Genomic DNA, 17,998 nt, shown 5'->3' on the forward strand with positions numbered 1-17,998 from the left:
GTGGACTGGCAGGCCGTTGTGCTGAGCCTGCGCCTGGCAGCGGCGACCACCGGCATCCTGCTGCTGATCGCGCTGCCGCTGGGCGCCTGGCTCGCCTACGCACCCCGCCGCTGGTGGCGCACCGGCATCGAGGCCGTCGTCGCCCTCCCCCTTGTACTGCCGCCCTCGGTACTGGGCTTCTACGCACTCGTCGCCCTCGGCCCGAAGTCCCCGGTCGGCCGCTGGTACGAGGACCTGACCGGCAGCCTGCTGCCGTTCTCCTTCGCCGGCCTGCTCGTCGGCTCGGTCCTGTTCAGCCTGCCCTTCGCCGTCCAGCCCATCGCGGCCGGCTTCGCGGGGGTGGACCGCAAACTGCTGGAAGCCTCCTGGTCGTTGGGCGAATCCCGCACCGCCACGCTCGCCCGGATCGCCGTCCCGCTGGCCCTGCCGGGGATCGTGACCGGCGCTGTGCTCTCCTTCGCGCACACCGTGGGCGAGTTCGGCGTCGTGCTGATGCTGGGCGGCAACCTGCCCGGCCAGACCCGTACCGTCTCCATCTCCATCTACGACTCCGTGCAGGCCATGGACTACGCCGCGGCCGGCCGCACCAGCCTCGCCCTACTGGTGTTCTCCTTCGCCGTGCTGGCCGCCACCTACACCCTCCAGCGCCGCTTCACCCACGCAGGAGCCACCCCATGACCCTCACCAGCGCCACCGCCACCGCCACCAACCCGCGAGAGGAAGATCTCGCGCTCCAGGCCCACTTCACGGCCCGGCACCGGCGTGGGCCGGCCATCACCGCAGACCTGACTGTGGCCGAGGGCGAGACACTGATGCTGTTCGGGCCGTCCGGCGGCGGCAAGACCACCATCCTGCGCGTCCTCGCCGGGCTCCACACCCCCGAGTCCGGCCGCATCACCTGCGCCGGGCGGACCTGGTACGACTCGGCCGACCGCATCCACGTGCCCGTCCAGAAACGCGGCGTCGGATACCTCTTCCAGGACTACGCGCTCTTCCCGCATCTGACCGTCGCGGCGAACATCACCTACGGCATGCGCCGCGACTGCAAGGCGAAGAGACTTGCCGAGCTGCTCGATCTGATGGGCCTGCACGGCCTGGCCGACCGCAAAGCGGGCCAGGTCTCCGGCGGCCAGGCCCAACGCGTCGCCCTGGCCCGGGCGCTGGCCACCGACCCGCACCTGCTGCTCCTGGACGAACCGCTGTCCGCCCTCGACACCCCCACCAGGGCCTCCATCCGCTCGGACCTGCGCACACTGCTGCGCGAGGTGGGCATCCCGGTCGTGATCGTCACCCACGAGAGGGCCGAGGCATATGCGCTCGGCGATCGCATGGCGCTCGTCCTCGACGGCACCACCGCCCAGTGCGGCCCAGTCGCCGACGTCATGGACCGGCCGGCCAGCGCGGCAGCCGCCCGAGCCCTTGGCTACGACAACCTCCTGCCCGCCACCCGGACCGGTCCGGGGATCTACGAGCTCGAAGGCGGCCAACACCTCCACCTACCCGCCGCTGATGCGGGCCCGAGAGCGATGATCGCCGCACGGGCCGAACACCTCGTACTGCAATCACGTGAAACCAGTGGCGACACGCCTGTCGACGGCCGCACCCTCGCCGGTACGGTCACCGAGGCCGTCCCCGAAGGCCCCCTGACCCGAATCCGCCTGCGCTTGTCCGACGACAACACGCTGACCGTCCTCACTCCCGCCCGCGACCACAGCCCACCGCACATGCAGCAGGCCGTCGCCGTCACCTTCGACCCCGCCCGCACCCTCGCTCTCCCCGCCTGAGGGCCGCACGCCGATGACCACCCAGCCCACACCCGCCGAACCCGCCACCCGAGCCAGATCAGCCCTGGCACACCCCCGGGGTCAGAGGCATCGGCTCCGCCGGCTTCCTTGCCGACGTCGGCCACGGGATCCCCACTGCGCTACTGCCGTCCCTGCTGACCTCGACCCTCGGCGCCCCAGCCGCCGCGCTCGGTGCGATCGAAGGCGTCTCCGATGCCCTCGCCGGGGCCGCGCCCTTCGGGAGCGCCCTGCCCACCTGGCCGCCAGGGGCCCGTGCGCGGTCGTGCTCGTCGACGAGGAGGACCGGCTGCGGTGCTGCCTGCTCAGCGTGCAGGAGGTGCTGGAGCACACCCAGGCGGTGGCGGTGCTCGACCGGGTCCGCATCTACTGGGCCGGGGCACGGGCGGTGGGCTGGAGCGGCTCTCCTCACCCAGGCCGTTCAGCTGCAGCCGGGCTGCTTCTGTACGGGTGCCCGGATGCACGGTGAACGCCAGGCTTACCGACTGGTGCACCATCCACTGGCCATCCGCCATCAGCCGCCCCGCGTACGCTTGTGCCCGCACCAGGTCGGGCTCGAAGCCGGGCCCTCAGGCGGAGGAGAGCCGAACTCGGGTCGCCGCATCCCGTGCGGCCCGCCCGGAGACGGGACCGGGCTCCCCGCAGGAGGCCACCGCCGCATCGGCGGGCTGCTGAGGACGGATCACCTGCACACTCTGCTGCAAGGCGGAGGCCGGAGATTAGGAAGGCTCTCGGGAGAACCGCCGGGAGCCGTCTTCCGAACTCGGCTCCCAAATGGCTGCCGAAATGGCCCCCGGAAACACCCAGGGGCCCGACCCGCGATGCGGATCAGGCCCCTGACCTAGTGTTCCTCTGTCGGGGTGGCGGGATTTGAACCCACGACCTCTTCGTCCCGAAGCAACTTGGGCGGGGGCTGTGCCTTGGGCTGGTGTGCTCGTCACCTGCGCTGCTGGTCCGCTGGTGTCCGTGCTCGTCCTCCGGTGTGCGTCCGCGTTGTCACGCAGTTAGACACTCACCTGGCGACCTGCCGGACCAGCCGTCCACTCATCAAGCCTGATCTTGACCTGGTGATTGTGGTCTGCGTGGTCAATGACCCACCCGCCGACTTCAGTCCCCAGCTCAGGCAACTCCATGTGGTGGGGCATGTTCCCTCCGACCTCGGCGAGGCCGACAGCGTTGGCGTGGCCCTCGATCTGGACGAAGACACCGAACCTCTGTCGCCCGATGACTCGCCCCGTGACGTGGGTGCCGGCGGGGAGAGCGGCCACGGTCTTGGGCCAAGACTTACGAACTTCCTCAGGTGGCGGCGACTCCAGAGGCCACGCGAACTCTGACATGGGTCCGACGATGGCGCAGCCCAGAGAAGAGCGCCATCAGGTTGGGAAGCTGCGGGCATTTGGGGCTGGTTCGGAGGCTGACCTGGGCGAACGGTCTGGCTGTGGCGTCGTCGGGTTTTTCCCCATGACTCCCCGCTGTTCCCCGCTCGATCTGGTGCGGTTGTGGTGCCGTCGGGCAACAGGCGATCGCGGGTGCCCGAAATTGGTGTGCGGCGGGTCGTGGTGGTCGGCACCCTGGGGTCATGAGTCGTTGGAAGCTCTACGACAACTGGTACGCGGATCTGGCCGGCCTGTCTGTCGAGCAGTTGCGGGAGCGGCGGGCCTTCGCCGCTCAGCGGGCCGAGGGTGCCGTGGCGCGTGGCATGGGTCGCAACCCCAAGGCTGCGCGGGAGTGGCGGCAGCGGCTTCGCGCTGTCGATGACGAACTCGTGAGGCGGGGTGTCCAGGGGGCGTAGCCATCGTGTGAGCCGTCTGAGCCTCAGCTGGACGACAGTCAGCCACGTTGGCGGGTGCGCCGACAGCCTCGCGATCGCACCCACCAACTACACGGTCAAGGATGCGGTGACGGACTGGCTCGCGTACGGCCTGGTTGGCATCGACCCCAGCACGGCCAAGACCTGCGCGATCCTGAGCCAGACGCACGTCGTCCCGTCCCTTGGCGCTCGCAAGCTCCGTGACCTGAGTGCGGAAGACGTCGACCGATGGCTGGCCGCCAAGGCGAAGACGCTCAGCACCCGTACCCTTCAGTCGATCCACTCCTGCCTGAACCGCGCGGTCAAGCGGGCCATGGCCCGGGACAAGGTGAAGCGCAACGTCGTGGAGCTGTGCTCAGTGCCCCAGGGGCAACCGGGGCGCCCCTCCAAGGCGTTCACCTTCGCTCAGGCTGAGGCGGTGCTCAAAGGCGCCGAGGGGACCTCGATGTACGCGTACATCGTCGTCGCCCTGCTGACCGGTGCACGCACGGAGGAGTTGCGGGCACTCACCTGGGACCACGTCTTCCTGAAGGGCAAGCCGGACGCCGACCCGCCGCAGCCCCCGCACATCGCGGTGTGGCGCTCGGTCCGCCGGGGCGGGGACACCAAGACCCGGAAGTCCCGGCGCACTCGCTCTGTCGGCGCGCTGCGTCGAAGCCCTCTGGCGGCAATTCGAAGATCAGGGATGGGATCGGCTCGCCGCCGACGAGGAGTGGGAGGAACACGGGCTCGTGTTCTCGGCCGTGGGCAAGCCGCTCGATGCGGCCAACGTCCGCCGCGCCTTCCGGCAGGCGCTCAAGGGCATCGATGGGATCAACGCCGACGAGTGGACTCCGAGGGAGCTGCGGCACAGCTTCGTGTCCCTGCTCTCCGACCGGGGTGTCCCGCTGGAAGAGATCTCCCGGCTCGTCGGGCACTCCGGCACGGCCGTGACCGAGGAGGTCTACCGGAAGCAGATCCGCCCCGTGATCCAGACCGGCGCTGTGGTCATGGACGGCATCTTCAAGCGCGATTCGGAGCGGTAGTCACGCAGATAGACACGCACACAGAAACAGGTGAGGCACCTACCAAGACCGGTAGGTGCCTCACCTGGTGTTTCGGCTGTCGGGGTGGCGGGATTTGAACCCACGACCTCTTCGTCCCGAACGAAGCGCGCTGCCAAGCTGCGCTACACCCCGATGTCGCTGCTTCTCGCGGCGACGTCGTTTACTTTAGCCCACTGGTGGCTGGAGACGAAATCCGGTTTTCGGGCGGCGGCGGATCGGGTCCGGGCGGACGTGGTCGGCGGCGACCAGGAGGAGGGCCACGACGAAGAACGCCAGGCCGAGCAGGAGTGCGTTGCCTAGGACGCTCTTGTAGCCGAGGTGGCCGGCGTCCAGGAAGGGATAGAGGTAGCGGCCCTCCCGGCCCTGCGGGATCAGCGCTCCCCGTGTCAGGGAGAAGATCAGGTACGCCACCGGGTACAGCAGCCATCGTGTCGCGTGCCGCAGGCCCAGGGGGGCCGGGTGGGTCAGCAGGAGCCAGTCCAGCAGCGCCGCGGCGGGGGTCGCGGTGTGCAGTATCTGGTTGGCGAGAGCCGGCCAGCCTGTGAGCGCGTCGGTGGGGCCGGTCATCGAGAACGTGCCCGGTTCGTTCACCAGGACCACGTGGTAGAGCAGGCCCGCGATCAGGGTGTAGAACAGCGTGCCGCCGGTCACCAGCGGCGGCAGCGGGCGGCGGGCCGTCCACGCCCGCCACGCCGACAGCGCGAAGACCGGCGCGACGAGCACGCCGGTCTGGATCGTGAAGTAGCTCAGCACCCGGACCGGACTGGGTCCGAGGACCAGGTCGAGCGCCACGGCCGCCGCGGTGGCGAGCGCCACCAGCAGGCGGTAGGCCGCTGTCACCGGGCGGCGGACCGGGGTCATCACGGCCGCCGCGGGGACGTCGGACGGCAGCAGCGTCGGCATGCCCGGTACCGCGGGCAGGTCCGGGATGTCCTTGGGTATCGGGGCGATCATGCCCTCACGCTAAGTGAATCGGGCAGAACGGGCGATACAGGTGATCCGGGTGGGTTACCTTCGCTTGAATCCGGGCGGAGGCCGCTATTCCCTCGGCATCAGCGTCAGCAGTGTCGCCTCGGGCGGACACGCGAACCGCACCGGCGTGTAGCGGTTCGTCCCACAGCCCGCCGACACATGCAGGTATGACGTGCGGCCCTCCGCCGTGTGCCGCGACAGGCCCTTCACCCGGTCGGTGTCGAGGTCGCAGTTGGTGACCAGGGCGCCGTAGAAGGGGATGCACAGCTGGCCGCCGTGGGTGTGGCCCGCCAGGACCAGCGGATAGCCGTCCGCTGTGAACGCGTCCAGGACGCGCAGGTAGGGAGCGTGGACCACACCCATGGAGAAGTCCGCCGCCGTGGAGGGGCCGCCCGCCACATGGGCGTACCGGTCGCGCCTGATGTGGGGGTCGTCCAGGCCCGTCAGCTCGACCTCCAGGCCGTCGATCTTCAGCGTCCCCCGGGTGTTCGTCAGGTTCAGCCAGCCCGCCGCGTCGAAGCCGTCACGCAGGTCTTCCCAGGGGTTGTGGATGGCGCGGACCACGGGCGGGTTGCCGTTCAGGCCGTGGCGGCCCCTCGCCTTCTCCACCAAGTAGCGGCCGGGGTTGCGCAGTTTGGGGCCGTAGTAGTCGTTCGAACCGAAGACGTAGGCCCCGGGGAACTCCATCAGCGGGCCCAGCGCGTCCAGCACCTCCGGCACGCCCTCCGGGTCGGACAGGTTGTCCCCGGTGTTGAGTACGAAGTCGGGGCGCAGGCCGGCCAGTGAGCGCAGCCAGCGCTGCTTCTTGCGCTGCCCGCTCACCATGTGGATGTCCGAGACCTGGAGCACGCGCAGCGGGTGCGCCCCCGGGGGCAGCACCGGGACCGTCGCCCGGCGCAGCCGGAAGGAACGGACCTCGAACCCGGCCGAGTACAGCAGTCCGGCGGCGGCGACCGCCGTGATTCCCAGGGGTACTCCGTATCGCGCGCGCATATGACCATCGTGTCAGAACCAGAAGGGGGCCCGCGCACGCCTGTGGACAACCGCGGCCGGTCGGCGGCGGCCGTCGGACGACTCGCGCGGCCCCCTCGAAATCGGCGGGCGGATGCACCGTCACGCCTGCGACAATCAAGCCATGACCACGCTCAAGTCGAAGCTGCAGGAAGACCTCAACGCCGCGATCAAGGAGCGCGACGAGCTCCGCTCCTCGACGCTCCGGCTGACGCTCGCCGCGATCACCAAGGAGGAGGTCGCGGGCAAGGAGAAGCGCGTGCTCTCCGACGAGGAGGTCACCAAGGTGATCACCCGCGAGGCGAAGAAGCGCCGCGAGGCCGCCGATGCCTTCGCGCAGGGCGGGCGCACCGCGCAGGCCGAGCGGGAGAAGGCGGAGGGCGAGGTGCTCGCCGCGTACCTGCCCAAGCAGCTGTCCGACGACGAGCTGCGGCAGATCGTCGCCCAGGCCGTGGAGGAGGCGAAGGCGGCCGGCGCCGAGGGCCCGCGCGCGATGGGCCAGGTCATGAAGATCGTGAACCCGAAGGTGGCCGGTCAGGCGGAGGGCGGCCGTGTCGCCGCGGTGGTCAAGCAGCTCCTCGCGGGCGGCTGACGGTTCGCTCCTGGTCAGCGCGTACGACGACGGGGCGCCCCTCCGGCCGAGGGGCGCCCCGTCGTCGTACAGGAAGCACAGGAAGTACAGGAACATAGGGAGTACAGAAGTCCAGGACGTATCGGAAGCCTCAGAGCCCCCCGCAGGCCCTCGGGAGGGCCTGCGGGAAGATCCGCGAGCGCGGGAGCGAGCTATCCGCGCAGTCCGCCGTTTCCGTTCCCGCCGTTTCCGTTCCCCTGGATCCATCCGTCGGGGATCGAGAAGCTGGGCGTCGGGAGCCCGCCGCCACCGGCTCCTCCGGTGATCAGGCCGCCGATGGTCTGGCCGCCGTTGCGGTTGCCGTTGCCCTTTCCGTCACCGTTCTTGTCGCCCCCGTCGGGGATGGGGTCGGGGATGTCGACGAGGGAGAAGTCCTCGACCGGCTTGCCCGCCAGGGCGCCCGTCATCATGTCGCGCCAGATCGGGCCCGGGACCTGGCCGCCGAAGACCTTCTCGTAGGTGACACCGCCGATGGTGATGTTGGTCATGCGCCGCTTGTGCGCCGGGTCGCCGACCCACACCGCGCCGGCCATGTTCGGCGTGTAGCCGACGAACCAGGCGGCGTAGCGGAAGTCCGTCGTACCGGTCTTGCCCGCGCTGGGACGATCGCCGAGGCCGGCCTGCTGACCCGTACCGTCCTCGACGACACCCTTCAGGATGGTGGTGACCGTGTCCGCGGTGCTCTCCGACATCGCGCGCGTGCACGTCGACTTCGGGACGTCCAGGGACTTGTGCTGGCCGCCGACGGTCTGCGTGATCGACTCGATGGCGACCGGAGTGCAGTACATCCCGCGGGAGGCGAAGGTCGCGTACGCGTTCGCCATCGTCAGCGGCGACATCTCCTGGGTGCCGAGCGCGATCGACGGGGCCTCGGTGATCTTCCGGCCGTCCGCGCGGTTCGCGCCCATCTTGCCGGCCATGTCTATCACCGGGCAGATGCCGATGTCGCTGATCAGCTGCACGTAGTAGGTGTTGACCGACTTGGCGGTCGCCTCCTTCATCGCGTAAGGGCCGCGCTCCGACTCGTTCTCGTTGGTGAGCTTGGAGTTCTCCGTGTTCACCCACTTCCTGCCGTCGCAGGCCGCGACCGGGCTCGGGTACGGCATCTCGTACGGCGACGCGTACTCCTGGGTCGCCGGCTTGCCGCCCTCGATGGCGGCCGCGGCCACGATCGGCTTGAACGTCGAACCGGGCTGGTAGCCCGCGCCGCCGCCCATGGACCTGTCCACCGACAGGTTGATCTGCGTCTCGTCCTTGCCGAAGCCGTACGGCCGGGACTGGCCCATACCGAGGATCTTTCCGGTGCCGGGTTCCACGATGGTCGCGGCCGTGGCCACGTCGTCGCTCTTGTTGACGTGGTCCTTGATGGACTGCTGCACCGATTCCTGCGCCTGCGGATCCAGCGTCGTACGGATCGTCAGACCGCCGCGGTTCCAGGTCTTGGCCCGGGTCTCCCGGGTCTTGCCGAACACCGGGTCGTTCAGGAACACCTCGCGCACGTAGTCGCAGAAGAAGCCCGCTCCCTTGACCGCCGTGATGCAGCCGTTCTTCGGCCGGCTCACCTGCAGCCCGAGGACCGTCTTCTTGGCCTTGTCCGCCTCGTCCTGCGAGATGTCATGCACATCGGCCATGCGCTGCAGCACCACGTTGCGCCGCTTTTTGGCCTCCGCCTCGTCGTTCACCGGGTCGTACCGCGTGGGCGACTGGACGAGGCCCGCGAGGAGCGCGGCCTCCTGGAGGTTCAGGTCCTTGGCGTGCTTGGAGAAGTAGCGCTGGGAGGCCGCCTCGACGCCGTACGCCTGCTGGCCGAAGAACGTGATGTTCAGGTAGTTCTCGAGGATCTTCTTCTTGCCGAGCGTGTTCTCGATCTGGATCGCGTACTTCAGCTCGCGGATCTTGCGGCCGATGGTCTGCTGGGTGGCCTGGGCGACCTTCGTCGGGTCGTCGCCGGCCTCCTCCACGAAGTAGTTCTTCACCAGCTGCTGGGTGAGCGTGGAGGCGCCCTGGGCCACTCCGCCGTTCTGCGCGTTCTGGTTCAGCGCGCGCAGGACGCCCTTCAGGTCGATCGCGCCGTGCTGGTAGAACCGCGAGTCCTCGATCGCGACGATCGCCTTCTGCATGTACGGCGAGACGTCCTTGAGGTCCACCACCGTGCGGTCGCGCGAGTAGACCGTCGCGATCTGGCCGCCCTTGTTGTCCAGGATGGTGGTGCGCTGGCTGAGCTGCGGGCTCTTGAGGTTGGCCGGGATCTCGTCGAATCCCTGGACCGATCCCTTGGCCGCGAGCCCGAGCGCACCCGCGGCGGGCAGGGCGATGCCGGCCATCACCGCCCCCGCGAGCACACTCACGCCGAGGAACTTGGTGGCCTGCTGCACGGGGGACAGCCCCCCGCCCGAGCGCTTCTTTGGCATGAGGGCAGCCTACGTTCTCATTCGCCGGACACGCGTATATGCCTTGGCCTAAGCTGCTCCCAACTGTCACAGCAGTAGGGCCACGTATCAAGTACGTCCGGCGACCCCGAATCGTTCCGGTGTTCCCCCGATTTCTTGTCGGGTGCGTGCCCGAATCCGCCTTGTGTGTCAGCGGGCGTCCGTTGTGACGCCACTGGACCATCCCGGTTTGCCCGGAAAGTCGCGTATGTCGCCAGCTCACTCCCCCGGGTGATCTGCCGCTTACCCATAGTCCGTTCGGGCCATTCAAGATTGGGCCCCTCGGGGGTGTTGCGCTGTGCCCACCTTCCGTAACGTCCTCAACTGGCGGCGGTGAATATGCCGCTGCCGCCGTGGGGGAGCCTCGATTCGGGAGAGGACGGCGCCGGTATGGGCTGGGTAACCGACTGGAGTGCGCAGGCGGCCTGCCGCACTACCGATCCGGATGAACTGTTCGTTCAAGGAGCAGCGCAGAACAGGGCGAAGGCGGTGTGCACCGGGTGCCCGGTACGCACGGAGTGCCTGGCCGACGCGCTGGACAACCGCGTCGAGTTCGGCGTGTGGGGTGGCATGACGGAGCGGGAGCGCCGCGCACTGCTGCGCAGGCGGCCGACCGTCACGTCGTGGCGTCGACTGCTGGAGACCGCGCGTACGGAGTACGAGCGCGGGGCGGGCCTACTGCCCCTCGACGAGGAAGAGGCGTACGAGAACTACGCGGCGGTGAGCTGAGCGCGTCCACTGCGGGGAGTCCGGAGCGCGGCCGGCAGGTGTGCCACGGCCGGCGCGGTCATACACCAATGGGCGTCCCGGGCACGCGGTCACGCCGCTTCCTGCCGTCCGCAGTCGGGCCCTTCGGGCATTCCCCACGGCCTCGCGCCATGCCCACGGCCCGTATGCGGTGCCGTCTCGGGCCCCTGGGCTCGGGACTTGGCCCCTGAGCGCCCGGTGCCGGGTCCGCACGGGACCGCAGACCGGACGTCAGGTGCAGCCCGCTTCACCGGGAGCCGCGTGCACGCGCCTCACTACGGGCATCTCGCGCGGACGTCTCGCGCGTGCGCCTGACATTGCCGAGGAAGCGCCGCACGTGCCGAGGAGGAACGCGTGCCGCTGCCGGCTGGGCGGCCGCCGCCGTGGCAGGCGATCCCGGGCCCTCACGCGGGCGCCTCGCGTGTCTCCGGGCGCTCCGGTCGGTTGGCCGCGAGGCGGTCCCCGATGTCCCGTAGGCCCGCGAGGTCATGGACGTCGCCGGGCAGTGCGGCCACCTCCGCCACGGCCACCTCGGGGTGGAGTGCGGTGAAGCGGTCACGTGTGCGCTGCTCGCGGGAGAGCAACTGCATACGTTCCGCATGCAGCCGCAGCAAGCCCGCGGTGAGTTGTTCGATGCTCCGATCCGGATCCGTGGGGGCGGGGGAGCCTGCGTCGGGAGCCGGTGCAGCGGATGAGGGAGATTCTGAACTTCCGTGCGTGTCGGGAGAGTTACGAAGTCCAGCTTTCCCGCCCTTCTGATCCACAATGCGGGACCCCTCAAGATTTTCGGCGCCGGGCGGATCGGCGGCGAGGTCCAGGGTCTCCGCGGCGGCCAGTGCCCGCTCGGCCGACAGATGGGCGGCGCCGCTGCCGTGCACCCGGTTGAGCACCAGACCCGCCAGCGGCATGTCCTCGGCGGCCAGGCGCTCCACGAAGTACGCGGCCTCGCGCAGCGCGTCCCGCTCGGGGGCCGCCACCACCAGGAACGCGGTGCCGGGCGCCTGCAGCAGCCTGTACGTGGCGTCGGCGCGCGTGCGGAACCCGCCGAACATGGTGTCCATGGCGGCCACGAACGTCTGGACGTCCTTCAGGAGCTGGCCCCCGAGCAGCTTCCCCAGGACACCCGTCATCATCGTCATCCCGACGTTCAGGAACTTCATCCCCGCACGGCCGCCCATCTTCGCGGGGGCCATCAGCACCCTGATCAGCTTGCCGTCCAGAAAGGACCCGAGGCGCTTGGGAGCGTCCAGGAAGTCCAGCGCCGAGCGTGAGGGCGGTGTGTCGACGACGATCAGGTCCCACTCGTCCCGCGCGCGCAGCTGCCCCAGCTTCTCCATCGCCATGTACTCCTGCGTGCCGGCGAAGCCCGCGGAGAGCGACTCGTAGAAGGGATTGCCCAGGATGGCGGCCGCCCGATCGGGGTCCGCGTGCGCCTCGACGATCTCGTCGAAGGTGCGCTTCATGTCGAGCATCATGGCGTGCAGCTCGCCGCCCTCCGCGTCCTCGACGCCCTTCACCCGCCGCGGGGTGTTGTCGAGCGCGTCGATGCCCATCGACTGGGCGAGGCGGCGGGCGGGGTCGATGGTGAGCACGACCACCTTGCGGCCGCGCTCGGCGGCCCGCAGCCCCAGGGCCGCGGCCGTGGTCGTCTTGCCGACGCCGCCGGAGCCGCAGCACACGATGATCCGGGTCGTCGGGTCGTCGAGGAGGGCGTCGACCTCCAGGGCGGGTACGGGGTTCAACGCGCGCACGGAGCCGGTGTCGTGGGGGTGTGCCGCATCGGGTGCGGAGGCCGTGCCGTCGTGCGTGGGGGCCGGGTCCGAGCTCATGAGATCCCTTGCTGACGCAGTTCCGTGGCAAGTTCGTACAGGCCCGCGAGGTCCATGCCCTCGGCGAGCAGCGGCAGTTCGTGCAGGGGCAGGCCCAGCTCCGTGAGCACCGCGCGCTGCTCGCGCTCCAGGGCGAACCGCTCCGCGTACTCGTCGGCCTGCTCCAGCAGCGGGCCGACCAGCCGCTCCGAGAGCCCGCCGCGGCGCGCACCGCCGAGCCCGGCGCCCGACAGGGACGTGGCGATGGCCGTCCGCGGTGCCGTGCGGGCCAGCTCCAGCTCCGACTGGCCCAGGACCGAGGGCCGCACCATGTTCACGATGATCCGGCCCACCGGCAGCCTGGCGGCGCGCAGCTCGGCGATGCCGTCCGCGGTCTCCTGGACGGGCATCTCCTCAAGGAGCGTCACCAGGTGCACGGCCGTCTCCGGGGACTTCAGCACCCGCATCACCGCCTGGGCCTGATTGTGTATCGGGCCGATCTTGGCGAGACCCGCCACCTCGTCGTTCACGTTCAGGAAGCGGGTGATGCGCCCGGTGGGCGGGGCGTCCATCACCACGTAGTCGTACAGGAACCGGCCGCCGCGGTCCTTCCTGCGGACGGCCTCGCACGCCTTGCCCGTCAGCAGCACGTCCCTGAGGCCGGGCGCGATGGTGGTGGCGAAGTCGATGGCGCCCAGCTTCTTCAGGGCCCGTCCCGCGCCGCCCAGCTTGTAGAACATCTGCAGGTAGTCCAGCAGTGCCAGCTCGGGGTCGATGGCCAGTGCGTACACCTCGCCTCCACCCGGGGCGACGGCGATCTTCCGTTCCTCGTACGGCAGCGCTTCCGTCTCGAAGAGCTGCGCGATGCCCTGTCTGCCCTCGACCTCGACCAGAAGGGTGCGTTTGCCTTCTGTCGCGAGGGCGAGCGCGAGTGCCGCGGCGACCGTGGTCTTTCCGGTCCCGCCCTTGCCGCTGACGACCTGGAGCCTGCTCACGTCTTCGAGCGTAACCAGTCCGCGCTCGGCACACGCCGGAGGCTGTGGACAACCGCCGCGACGGTCGGCCGCGCGGCCGACCGCACCGGCGCCGCGGCCGGCCGCGTGACCCGGTGGCCACAGCGGCTACAGTCGGCCCATGACCAAGTGGGAATACGCAACCGTGCCGCTGCTCGTCCACGCCACGAAGCAGATTCTGGACACCTGGGGCGAGGACGGCTGGGAGCTCGTCCAGGTCGTGCCCGGGCCGAACAACCCGGAGCAGCTGGTGGCCTACCTGAAGCGGGAGAAGCAGGCATGAGCGCGGTCGAGTCCCGGCTCGCCGAACTCGGGCTGACGCTGCCGGAGGTCGTGCCACCGCTCGCCGCGTACCAGCCCGCCGTGCGGTCCGGGGCGTACGTGTACACCTCCGGCCAGCTGCCGATGGTGGAGGGCAAGCTCCCCGTCACCGGCAAGGTCGGCGCGGAGGTCACCGCCGAGGAGGCCAAGGACCTGGCGCGGACGTGCGCCCTGAACGCGCTCGCCGCGGTGAAGTCCGTGGCGGGCGACCTGGACCGCGTCGCGCGCGTGGTGAAGGTCGTCGGGTTCGTGGCCTCGGCCTCGGACTTCACGGGCCAGCCGGGCGTCGTCAACGGCGCCAGCGAGCTGCTGGGCGAGGTGCTCGGAGACAAGGGCGTGCACGCGCGCAGCGCGGTGGGCGTGGCGGTGCTCCCGCTGGACGCGCCGGTCGAGGTCGAGGTCCAGGTGGAGCTCACGGAGGCGTAGGAGCGGCTCCCCGGGCGGGGCCTCTCGGGTCGGCCGCTCCGCCGGTGGCTTCCGGACCCTCCGCGGACGGTTTCCCGTCCCTGGGCAGCTGCTGGACCCCTCACCGGCGGTTTCCGGTTCCCCGTGGACGGCTGCCGTTGCTCCGCCGCGGACGGCTGCCGGCTTCTGTACGGGTGGCTGCCGCTGCTGCGCCGCGGACGGCTGTCGGCTCCTGCACCGGTGGCTGCGGATCCTCCGCCGTGGACGGCTGCCGACTTCTGTACCGGTGGCTGCGGATCCTCCTCCGACCGCGGCCGGCGCGGCGGGCGTCCCGCCGGTGACGTGGGCGTCCGCCCGGAGCGGGCGATCATTCCCTCTCGAACATCTGCGCACTACGGGATAGCCTCCGCCCATGGCGAATGGACAGTGGTTTCCACCGGAGTGGCCGGAACGGATCCGCGCGCTGGCGGAGGGCACGCTCACTCCGGTCGTGCCGAAACGCGCGGCCACCGTCATGCTCCTGAAGGACAGCGACGGCGCTCCGGCCGTCCACATGCTGCGCAGGCGCGCCTCCATGGCGTTCGCCGGAGGCGCGTACGCCTACCCGGGCGGCGGCGTGGACCCCCGCGACCACGACCTGCGGATCGGCTGGGCGGGCCCCACGCGCGCGTGGTGGGCGGATCGCCTCGGCGTCGACGAGACGTCCGCCCAGGCCGTCGTGTGCGCCGCCGTGCGGGAGACGTACGAGGAGGCCGGTGTCCTGCTCGCCGGCCCCACCCCGGAGTCGGTCGTCGGCGACACCACGGCCCCGGACTGGGAGGCCGACCGCGCGTCCCTGGTCGCCCGTGATCTGTCCTTCGCCGAGTTCCTCGACCGCCGCGGGCTGGTGCTGCGCTCCGACCTGCTCGGCGCCTGGACCCGCTGGATCACCCCGGAGTTCGAGTCCCGCCGCTACGACACCTGGTTCTTCGTGGCCGCGCTCCCCGAGGGGCAGCGCACCCGCAACGCCTCCACGGAGGCCGACCGCACGGTGTGGATCCACCCGGCCCGGGCGGCCGCCTCGTACGACGCGGGCGAGCTGCTGATGATGCCGCCCACGATCGCGACCCTGCGCCAGCTGATCCCTTACGCGACCGCCGACGAGGCCCTGACCGCCGCCTCCGGCCGCGACCTGACGCCCGTCCTGGCCACGGCCCGTCTGGAGGACGGTGAGATCGTGCTGGCCTGGCCCGGACACGAGGAGTTCACCAAGCACATCCGGACGGGGGGAGCACCGGCATGATCCACGTGGGAGGTGTCCGGTCGTGACGGACGCCGCAGCCCTTCCCGGCCGGCCCCGCGGCGCGGTCCTGTCCGGTCCCGCCACCGAGCGCGCCGTGAACGTCCTCGCCCCCAACCCGTCGGTGATGACCCTCGACGGCACCAATACGTGGATCCTCGCCGAGCCCGGCTCTGAACTGGCCGTGGTGGTCGATCCCGGCCCGCTCGACGAGGGGCACCTGCGCAACGTGATCGACACCGCGGAGCGATCCGGCAGACGGATCGCGCTCACCCTGCTCACGCACGGCCACCCGGACCACGCCGAGGGCGCCGCCCGGTTCGCCGAGCTGACGGGCACCAAGGTGCGCGCCCTGGACCCGGCGCTCCGGCTCGGCGACGAGGGCCTGGGCCACGGGGACGTCGTCCGCGTCGGCGGTCTGGAGCTGCGCGTCGTGCCGACGCCTGGCCACACCTCGGACTCCCTGTGCTTCCACCTCCCGGCCGAGGGGGCCGTCCTGACCGGGGACACCGTCCTGGGCCGCGGTACGACGGTCGTGGCGCACCCGGACGGACGCCTGGGGGACTACCTGGACTCCCTGCGCCGCCTCAGATCGCTCACCGTCGACGACGGCGTCCACACCGTGCTGCCAGGCCACGGGCCCGTCCTGGAGGACGCCCAGGGCGCCGTGGAGTACTACCTGGCCCACCGCGCACACCGCCTCGCGCAGGTCGAGACGGCGGTCGAGAACGGCCATCGTGCACCGAGCGAGGTCGTGGCCCATGTGTACGCCGACGTCGACCGCTCGCTGTGGCCGGCGGCGGAGCTGTCGGTGCGGGCACAGCTCGACTATCTGCGCGAACACGGGCTGATCTGACTCACCGGGGGCGCGGGGCCTTGATCCCGTGCACGCGCGCGTACTCCCCGGCGAGCCAGGGGCCGAGATCGTCGACGTACGACCGCAGGACGGCCGGGTCGCCGTCGGGCTCGTACCCGAGCACGGCCGCCGCGCGCATCTGCTCGGCCCGCTCCGGGTAGAAGGCCGCGAATGCCTCGGCCATCTCCCGCAGGTCGCTCGTCCAGCCGTTCCAGCGGGGCATGACCAGGGTGAAGCCGGTGCGGACGAGGTGCCGGGAGATGCCGCGCACGAGGGTGCGGCGGGCGTCCTGCGTGGTGGCCTCGGCCATGCGGGTGCGCCACCGCGGCAGGTGCAGTGCCAGGTCGCCGTTCGTCTCCCTGGCGAGACGGGAGTCGGGCCGGTAGCGGGGCAGGCGGGGGGTCAGGTCCTCGCCCAGCAGGGGCGTGCACAGGCAGGCGACGAACCACCCCAGGTCGTAGGTCTCCAGAGGGCTCAGCAGCCGTGCACGGCTGAACAGGAGCGTCCCCACGCCGTCGATCTGCGGGCACTCCCGGTCCAGTGCGTCCCCGAGCGCACGGGCGGCACGGTGATCCGCCTCGGTGGGCTCCGCGGCCAGCGCGACCAGCAGGTCGAGGTCGCTGCGCCCCACGCGCGCGGTGCCGCGCGGAATCGACCCGTAGAGGTAGGCGCCGGTCATCCGTGCCCCGAAGACACGGGGGAGCCGCTCCCGAGCGGCGGCGACGACGGGCCGGAAGGGCGGGGTGACCAGCCCGAGGGCTCCCTCACGCCGGATGTGGCCCTGGGCGTCGAGACCTCTGCCAGGCCCGTCGTGGTGTGCTGAGGGGTGGGGTGAGGGGTGGGACGAGTCGGGCATGGGCCAAGTGTGCCGGGCCGGGACCTCGGGACCCCGCAGAGCGACGACGGGCCCCGCATCCACAGGGGAGGCGGGGCCCGGGGGCCGTAGGGGGCCGAGCGTCAGCGGGACCGCTTGGCCAGCCGCTCCACGTCCAGCAGGATCACCGCGCGGGCCTCAAGGCGGAGCCATCCTCGCTGGGCGAAGTCCGCCAGCGCCTTGTTGACCGTCTCGCGCGACGCGCCGACCAGCTGGGCCAGCTCTTCCTGGGTGAGGTCGTGCACCACGTGGATGCCCTCCTCGGACTGCACGCCGAACCGTCGCGAGAGGTCCAGCAGCGCGCGGGCCACCCGGCCGGGCACGTCCGAGAAGACCAGGTCGGACATCTGGTCGTTGGTCTTGCGCAGCCGCCGCGCCACGGCGCGCAGCAGCGCCGCCGCCACCTCGGGCCGGGCGTTCAGCCACGGCTGGAGGTCGCCGTGGCCCAGCCCCAGCAGCTTGACCTCGGTCAGCGCGGTCGCCGTGGCCGTCCGCGGGCCCGGGTCGAACAGCGACAGTTCGCCTATCAGCTCACCGGGGCCGAGTACGGCCAGCATGTTCTCGCGGCCGTCGGGCGAGGTGCGGTGAAGCTTGACCTTGCCCTCCATGACCACGTACAGGCGGTCCCCGGGGTCGCCCTCGTGGAACAGCGAGTCGCCGCGGGCGAGGGTCACCTCACTCATGGAGGCGCGCAGCTCCGCGGCCTGCTCGTCATCGAGCGCCGCGAAGAGCGGGGCGCGCCGCAGAACGTCGTCCACGAGTTCTCTCCTTGTCGACCTGCTCAGGGGATGTTGCTTCCCCGGTTTACCAGGGGACCGTGTTCCCCGTTTTGCCGGACGGTCCAAACAGTGTGATCTGTCACAAGGATGCCGCATTGAAGAGCCCGGGTACGCGGCAGGGGTCCAATTGGGGGCCGATCCCCTGGGTACGCGGCGGATGTGGGTGACGGGCCTTAGGCTGGCCGGGTGTCCAAATCCCCGGTGACAGCACAGGC

General features: G+C 70.7%; 18 protein-coding genes, 1 tRNA gene and 1 pseudogene. 11 read left to right on the forward strand and 9 right to left on the reverse strand.

Features of this window, described 5'->3' with window-relative positions:
• The 3 genes from modB (at position 1) to ACZ79I_RS21865 (ending at position 2,271) form a co-directional block, all read left to right on the forward strand.
• On the forward strand, positions 1 to 678 hold the full coding sequence (gene modB, locus ACZ79I_RS21855; protein ID WP_471499174.1) for a molybdate ABC transporter permease subunit: 678 nt from the start codon (positions 1 to 3) through the stop codon (positions 676 to 678).
• Entirely contained in the window at positions 675 to 1,784 is a 1,110-nt protein-coding gene (locus ACZ79I_RS21860) for an ABC transporter ATP-binding protein (RefSeq protein ID WP_471499175.1), read from the forward strand. The genes modB and ACZ79I_RS21860 overlap by 4 nt, the downstream gene beginning before the upstream one ends.
• A 283-nt stretch (positions 1,785 to 2,067) precedes the next feature.
• Positions 2,068 to 2,271 (forward strand): hypothetical protein, encoded by a 204-nt coding sequence (locus ACZ79I_RS21865; RefSeq protein WP_471499176.1) that lies wholly within the window; start codon positions 2,068 to 2,070, stop codon positions 2,269 to 2,271.
• Between the two features lie 535 nt (positions 2,272 to 2,806).
• On the opposite strand, the gene ACZ79I_RS21870 is transcribed toward ACZ79I_RS21865, so the two are convergent.
• Positions 2,807 to 3,139, reverse strand: coding sequence for a hypothetical protein (locus tag ACZ79I_RS21870; protein WP_471499177.1), 333 nt, complete (start codon positions 3,137 to 3,139; stop codon positions 2,807 to 2,809).
• Between the two features lie 242 nt (positions 3,140 to 3,381).
• Here ACZ79I_RS21870 and ACZ79I_RS21875 point away from each other — a divergent pair, with 242 nt between their 5' ends.
• Complete coding sequence (locus ACZ79I_RS21875) at positions 3,382 to 3,594, forward strand: hypothetical protein (RefSeq protein WP_471499178.1); 213 nt, start codon at positions 3,382 to 3,384, stop codon at positions 3,592 to 3,594.
• Between the two features lie 16 nt (positions 3,595 to 3,610).
• Positions 3,611 to 4,637, forward strand: a pseudogene (locus ACZ79I_RS21880) (tyrosine-type recombinase/integrase).
• A gap of 79 nt (positions 4,638 to 4,716) precedes the next feature.
• Here the strand turns inward: ACZ79I_RS21880 and ACZ79I_RS21885 are convergent.
• From ACZ79I_RS21885 to ACZ79I_RS21895, 3 genes are all read right to left on the reverse strand, one after another.
• A tRNA-Pro gene (locus ACZ79I_RS21885) sits at positions 4,717 to 4,790 on the reverse strand.
• 33 nt (positions 4,791 to 4,823) lie between these two features.
• Positions 4,824 to 5,612, reverse strand: a complete 789-nt coding sequence (locus ACZ79I_RS21890) for a Pr6Pr family membrane protein (protein WP_471499179.1) — start codon at positions 5,610 to 5,612, stop codon at positions 4,824 to 4,826.
• Positions 5,613 to 5,696: 84 nt separating this feature from the next.
• The gene (locus ACZ79I_RS21895; protein WP_471499180.1) at positions 5,697 to 6,623 is read right to left on the reverse strand and encodes a metallophosphoesterase; all 927 of its coding nucleotides are present in this window, start codon (positions 6,621 to 6,623) and stop codon (positions 5,697 to 5,699) included.
• Positions 6,624 to 6,765: 142 nt separating this feature from the next.
• On the opposite strand from ACZ79I_RS21895, the gene ACZ79I_RS21900 reads away from it, so the two are divergent.
• A complete protein-coding gene (locus tag ACZ79I_RS21900; RefSeq protein ID WP_471499181.1) occupies positions 6,766 to 7,233 on the forward strand; it encodes a GatB/YqeY domain-containing protein in 468 nt (155 codons plus the stop codon).
• Positions 7,234 to 7,424: 191 nt separating this feature from the next.
• On the opposite strand, the gene ACZ79I_RS21905 is transcribed toward ACZ79I_RS21900, so the two are convergent.
• Entirely contained in the window at positions 7,425 to 9,683 is a 2,259-nt protein-coding gene (locus tag ACZ79I_RS21905) for a transglycosylase domain-containing protein (RefSeq protein WP_471499182.1), read from the reverse strand.
• 408 nt (positions 9,684 to 10,091) lie between these two features.
• On the opposite strand from ACZ79I_RS21905, the gene wblA reads away from it, so the two are divergent.
• The gene (gene wblA, locus ACZ79I_RS21910) at positions 10,092 to 10,430 is read left to right on the forward strand and encodes a transcriptional regulator WblA (RefSeq protein ID WP_310763220.1); all 339 of its coding nucleotides are present in this window, start codon (positions 10,092 to 10,094) and stop codon (positions 10,428 to 10,430) included.
• A 422-nt stretch (positions 10,431 to 10,852) separates the two neighbouring features.
• On the opposite strand, the gene bagB is transcribed toward wblA, so the two are convergent.
• Positions 10,853 to 12,277, reverse strand: a complete 1,425-nt coding sequence (bagB, locus tag ACZ79I_RS21915; protein WP_471499183.1) for an ATPase BagB — start codon at positions 12,275 to 12,277, stop codon at positions 10,853 to 10,855.
• A complete protein-coding gene (gene bagA, locus ACZ79I_RS21920; RefSeq protein ID WP_471499184.1) occupies positions 12,274 to 13,251 on the reverse strand; it encodes an ATPase BagA in 978 nt (325 codons plus the stop codon). Before bagA ends, bagB begins: the two co-directional genes overlap by 4 nt.
• A 139-nt stretch (positions 13,252 to 13,390) precedes the next feature.
• Here bagA and ACZ79I_RS21925 point away from each other — a divergent pair, with 139 nt between their 5' ends.
• From ACZ79I_RS21925 to ACZ79I_RS21940, 4 genes are all read left to right on the forward strand, one after another.
• Positions 13,391 to 13,552, forward strand: coding sequence for a DUF4177 domain-containing protein (locus tag ACZ79I_RS21925; RefSeq protein ID WP_003975360.1), 162 nt, complete (start codon positions 13,391 to 13,393; stop codon positions 13,550 to 13,552).
• A complete protein-coding gene (locus tag ACZ79I_RS21930; protein WP_471499185.1) occupies positions 13,549 to 14,016 on the forward strand; it encodes a RidA family protein in 468 nt (155 codons plus the stop codon). The genes ACZ79I_RS21925 and ACZ79I_RS21930 overlap by 4 nt, the downstream gene beginning before the upstream one ends.
• Positions 14,017 to 14,407: 391 nt before the next feature.
• Positions 14,408 to 15,277 carry an NUDIX hydrolase gene (locus ACZ79I_RS21935; protein WP_471499186.1) on the forward strand — a complete coding sequence of 290 codons (870 nt, stop codon included), beginning with the start codon at positions 14,408 to 14,410 and terminating at the stop codon, positions 15,275 to 15,277.
• Positions 15,278 to 15,299: 22 nt separating this feature from the next.
• Positions 15,300 to 16,130, forward strand: coding sequence for an MBL fold metallo-hydrolase (locus tag ACZ79I_RS21940; RefSeq protein WP_471499187.1), 831 nt, complete (start codon positions 15,300 to 15,302; stop codon positions 16,128 to 16,130).
• A gap of 1 nt (position 16,131) precedes the next feature.
• Here the strand turns inward: ACZ79I_RS21940 and ACZ79I_RS21945 are convergent, their stop codons facing one another.
• Positions 16,132 to 16,986 carry a nucleotidyltransferase gene (locus ACZ79I_RS21945; RefSeq protein WP_471499188.1) on the reverse strand — a complete coding sequence of 285 codons (855 nt, stop codon included), beginning with the start codon at positions 16,984 to 16,986 and terminating at the stop codon, positions 16,132 to 16,134.
• A gap of 101 nt (positions 16,987 to 17,087) precedes the next feature.
• Positions 17,088 to 17,762, reverse strand: a complete 675-nt coding sequence (locus ACZ79I_RS21950) for a Crp/Fnr family transcriptional regulator (RefSeq protein WP_103837943.1) — start codon at positions 17,760 to 17,762, stop codon at positions 17,088 to 17,090.
• Between the last annotated feature and the right edge of the window lie 236 nt (positions 17,763 to 17,998).

The organism is Streptomyces sp. PSU-S4-23 (assembly GCF_055632315.1).

Excerpts from the sequence above, each read along its gene's own strand:
- ACZ79I_RS21860 (WP_471499175.1), top strand. The coding sequence starts at position 675 with ATGACCCTCACCAGCGCCACCGCCACCGCCACCAACCCGCGAGAGGAA.
- ACZ79I_RS21870 (WP_471499177.1), bottom strand. The coding sequence starts at position 3,139 with ATGTCAGAGTTCGCGTGGCCTCTGGAGTCGCCGCCACCTGAGGAAGTT.
- ACZ79I_RS21875 (WP_471499178.1), top strand. The coding sequence starts at position 3,382 with ATGAGTCGTTGGAAGCTCTACGACAACTGGTACGCGGATCTGGCCGGC.
- ACZ79I_RS21890 (WP_471499179.1), bottom strand. The coding sequence starts at position 5,612 with ATGATCGCCCCGATACCCAAGGACATCCCGGACCTGCCCGCGGTACCG.
- ACZ79I_RS21895 (WP_471499180.1), bottom strand. The coding sequence starts at position 6,623 with ATGCGCGCGCGATACGGAGTACCCCTGGGAATCACGGCGGTCGCCGCC.
- ACZ79I_RS21900 (WP_471499181.1), top strand. The coding sequence starts at position 6,766 with ATGACCACGCTCAAGTCGAAGCTGCAGGAAGACCTCAACGCCGCGATC.
- ACZ79I_RS21905 (WP_471499182.1), bottom strand. The coding sequence starts at position 9,683 with ATGCCAAAGAAGCGCTCGGGCGGGGGGCTGTCCCCCGTGCAGCAGGCC.
- wblA (WP_310763220.1), top strand. The coding sequence starts at position 10,092 with ATGGGCTGGGTAACCGACTGGAGTGCGCAGGCGGCCTGCCGCACTACC.
- bagB (WP_471499183.1), bottom strand. The coding sequence starts at position 12,277 with ATGAGCTCGGACCCGGCCCCCACGCACGACGGCACGGCCTCCGCACCC.
- ACZ79I_RS21925 (WP_003975360.1), top strand. The coding sequence starts at position 13,391 with ATGACCAAGTGGGAATACGCAACCGTGCCGCTGCTCGTCCACGCCACG.
- ACZ79I_RS21930 (WP_471499185.1), top strand. The coding sequence starts at position 13,549 with ATGAGCGCGGTCGAGTCCCGGCTCGCCGAACTCGGGCTGACGCTGCCG.
- ACZ79I_RS21935 (WP_471499186.1), top strand. The coding sequence starts at position 14,408 with ATGGCGAATGGACAGTGGTTTCCACCGGAGTGGCCGGAACGGATCCGC.
- ACZ79I_RS21945 (WP_471499188.1), bottom strand. The coding sequence starts at position 16,986 with ATGCCCGACTCGTCCCACCCCTCACCCCACCCCTCAGCACACCACGAC.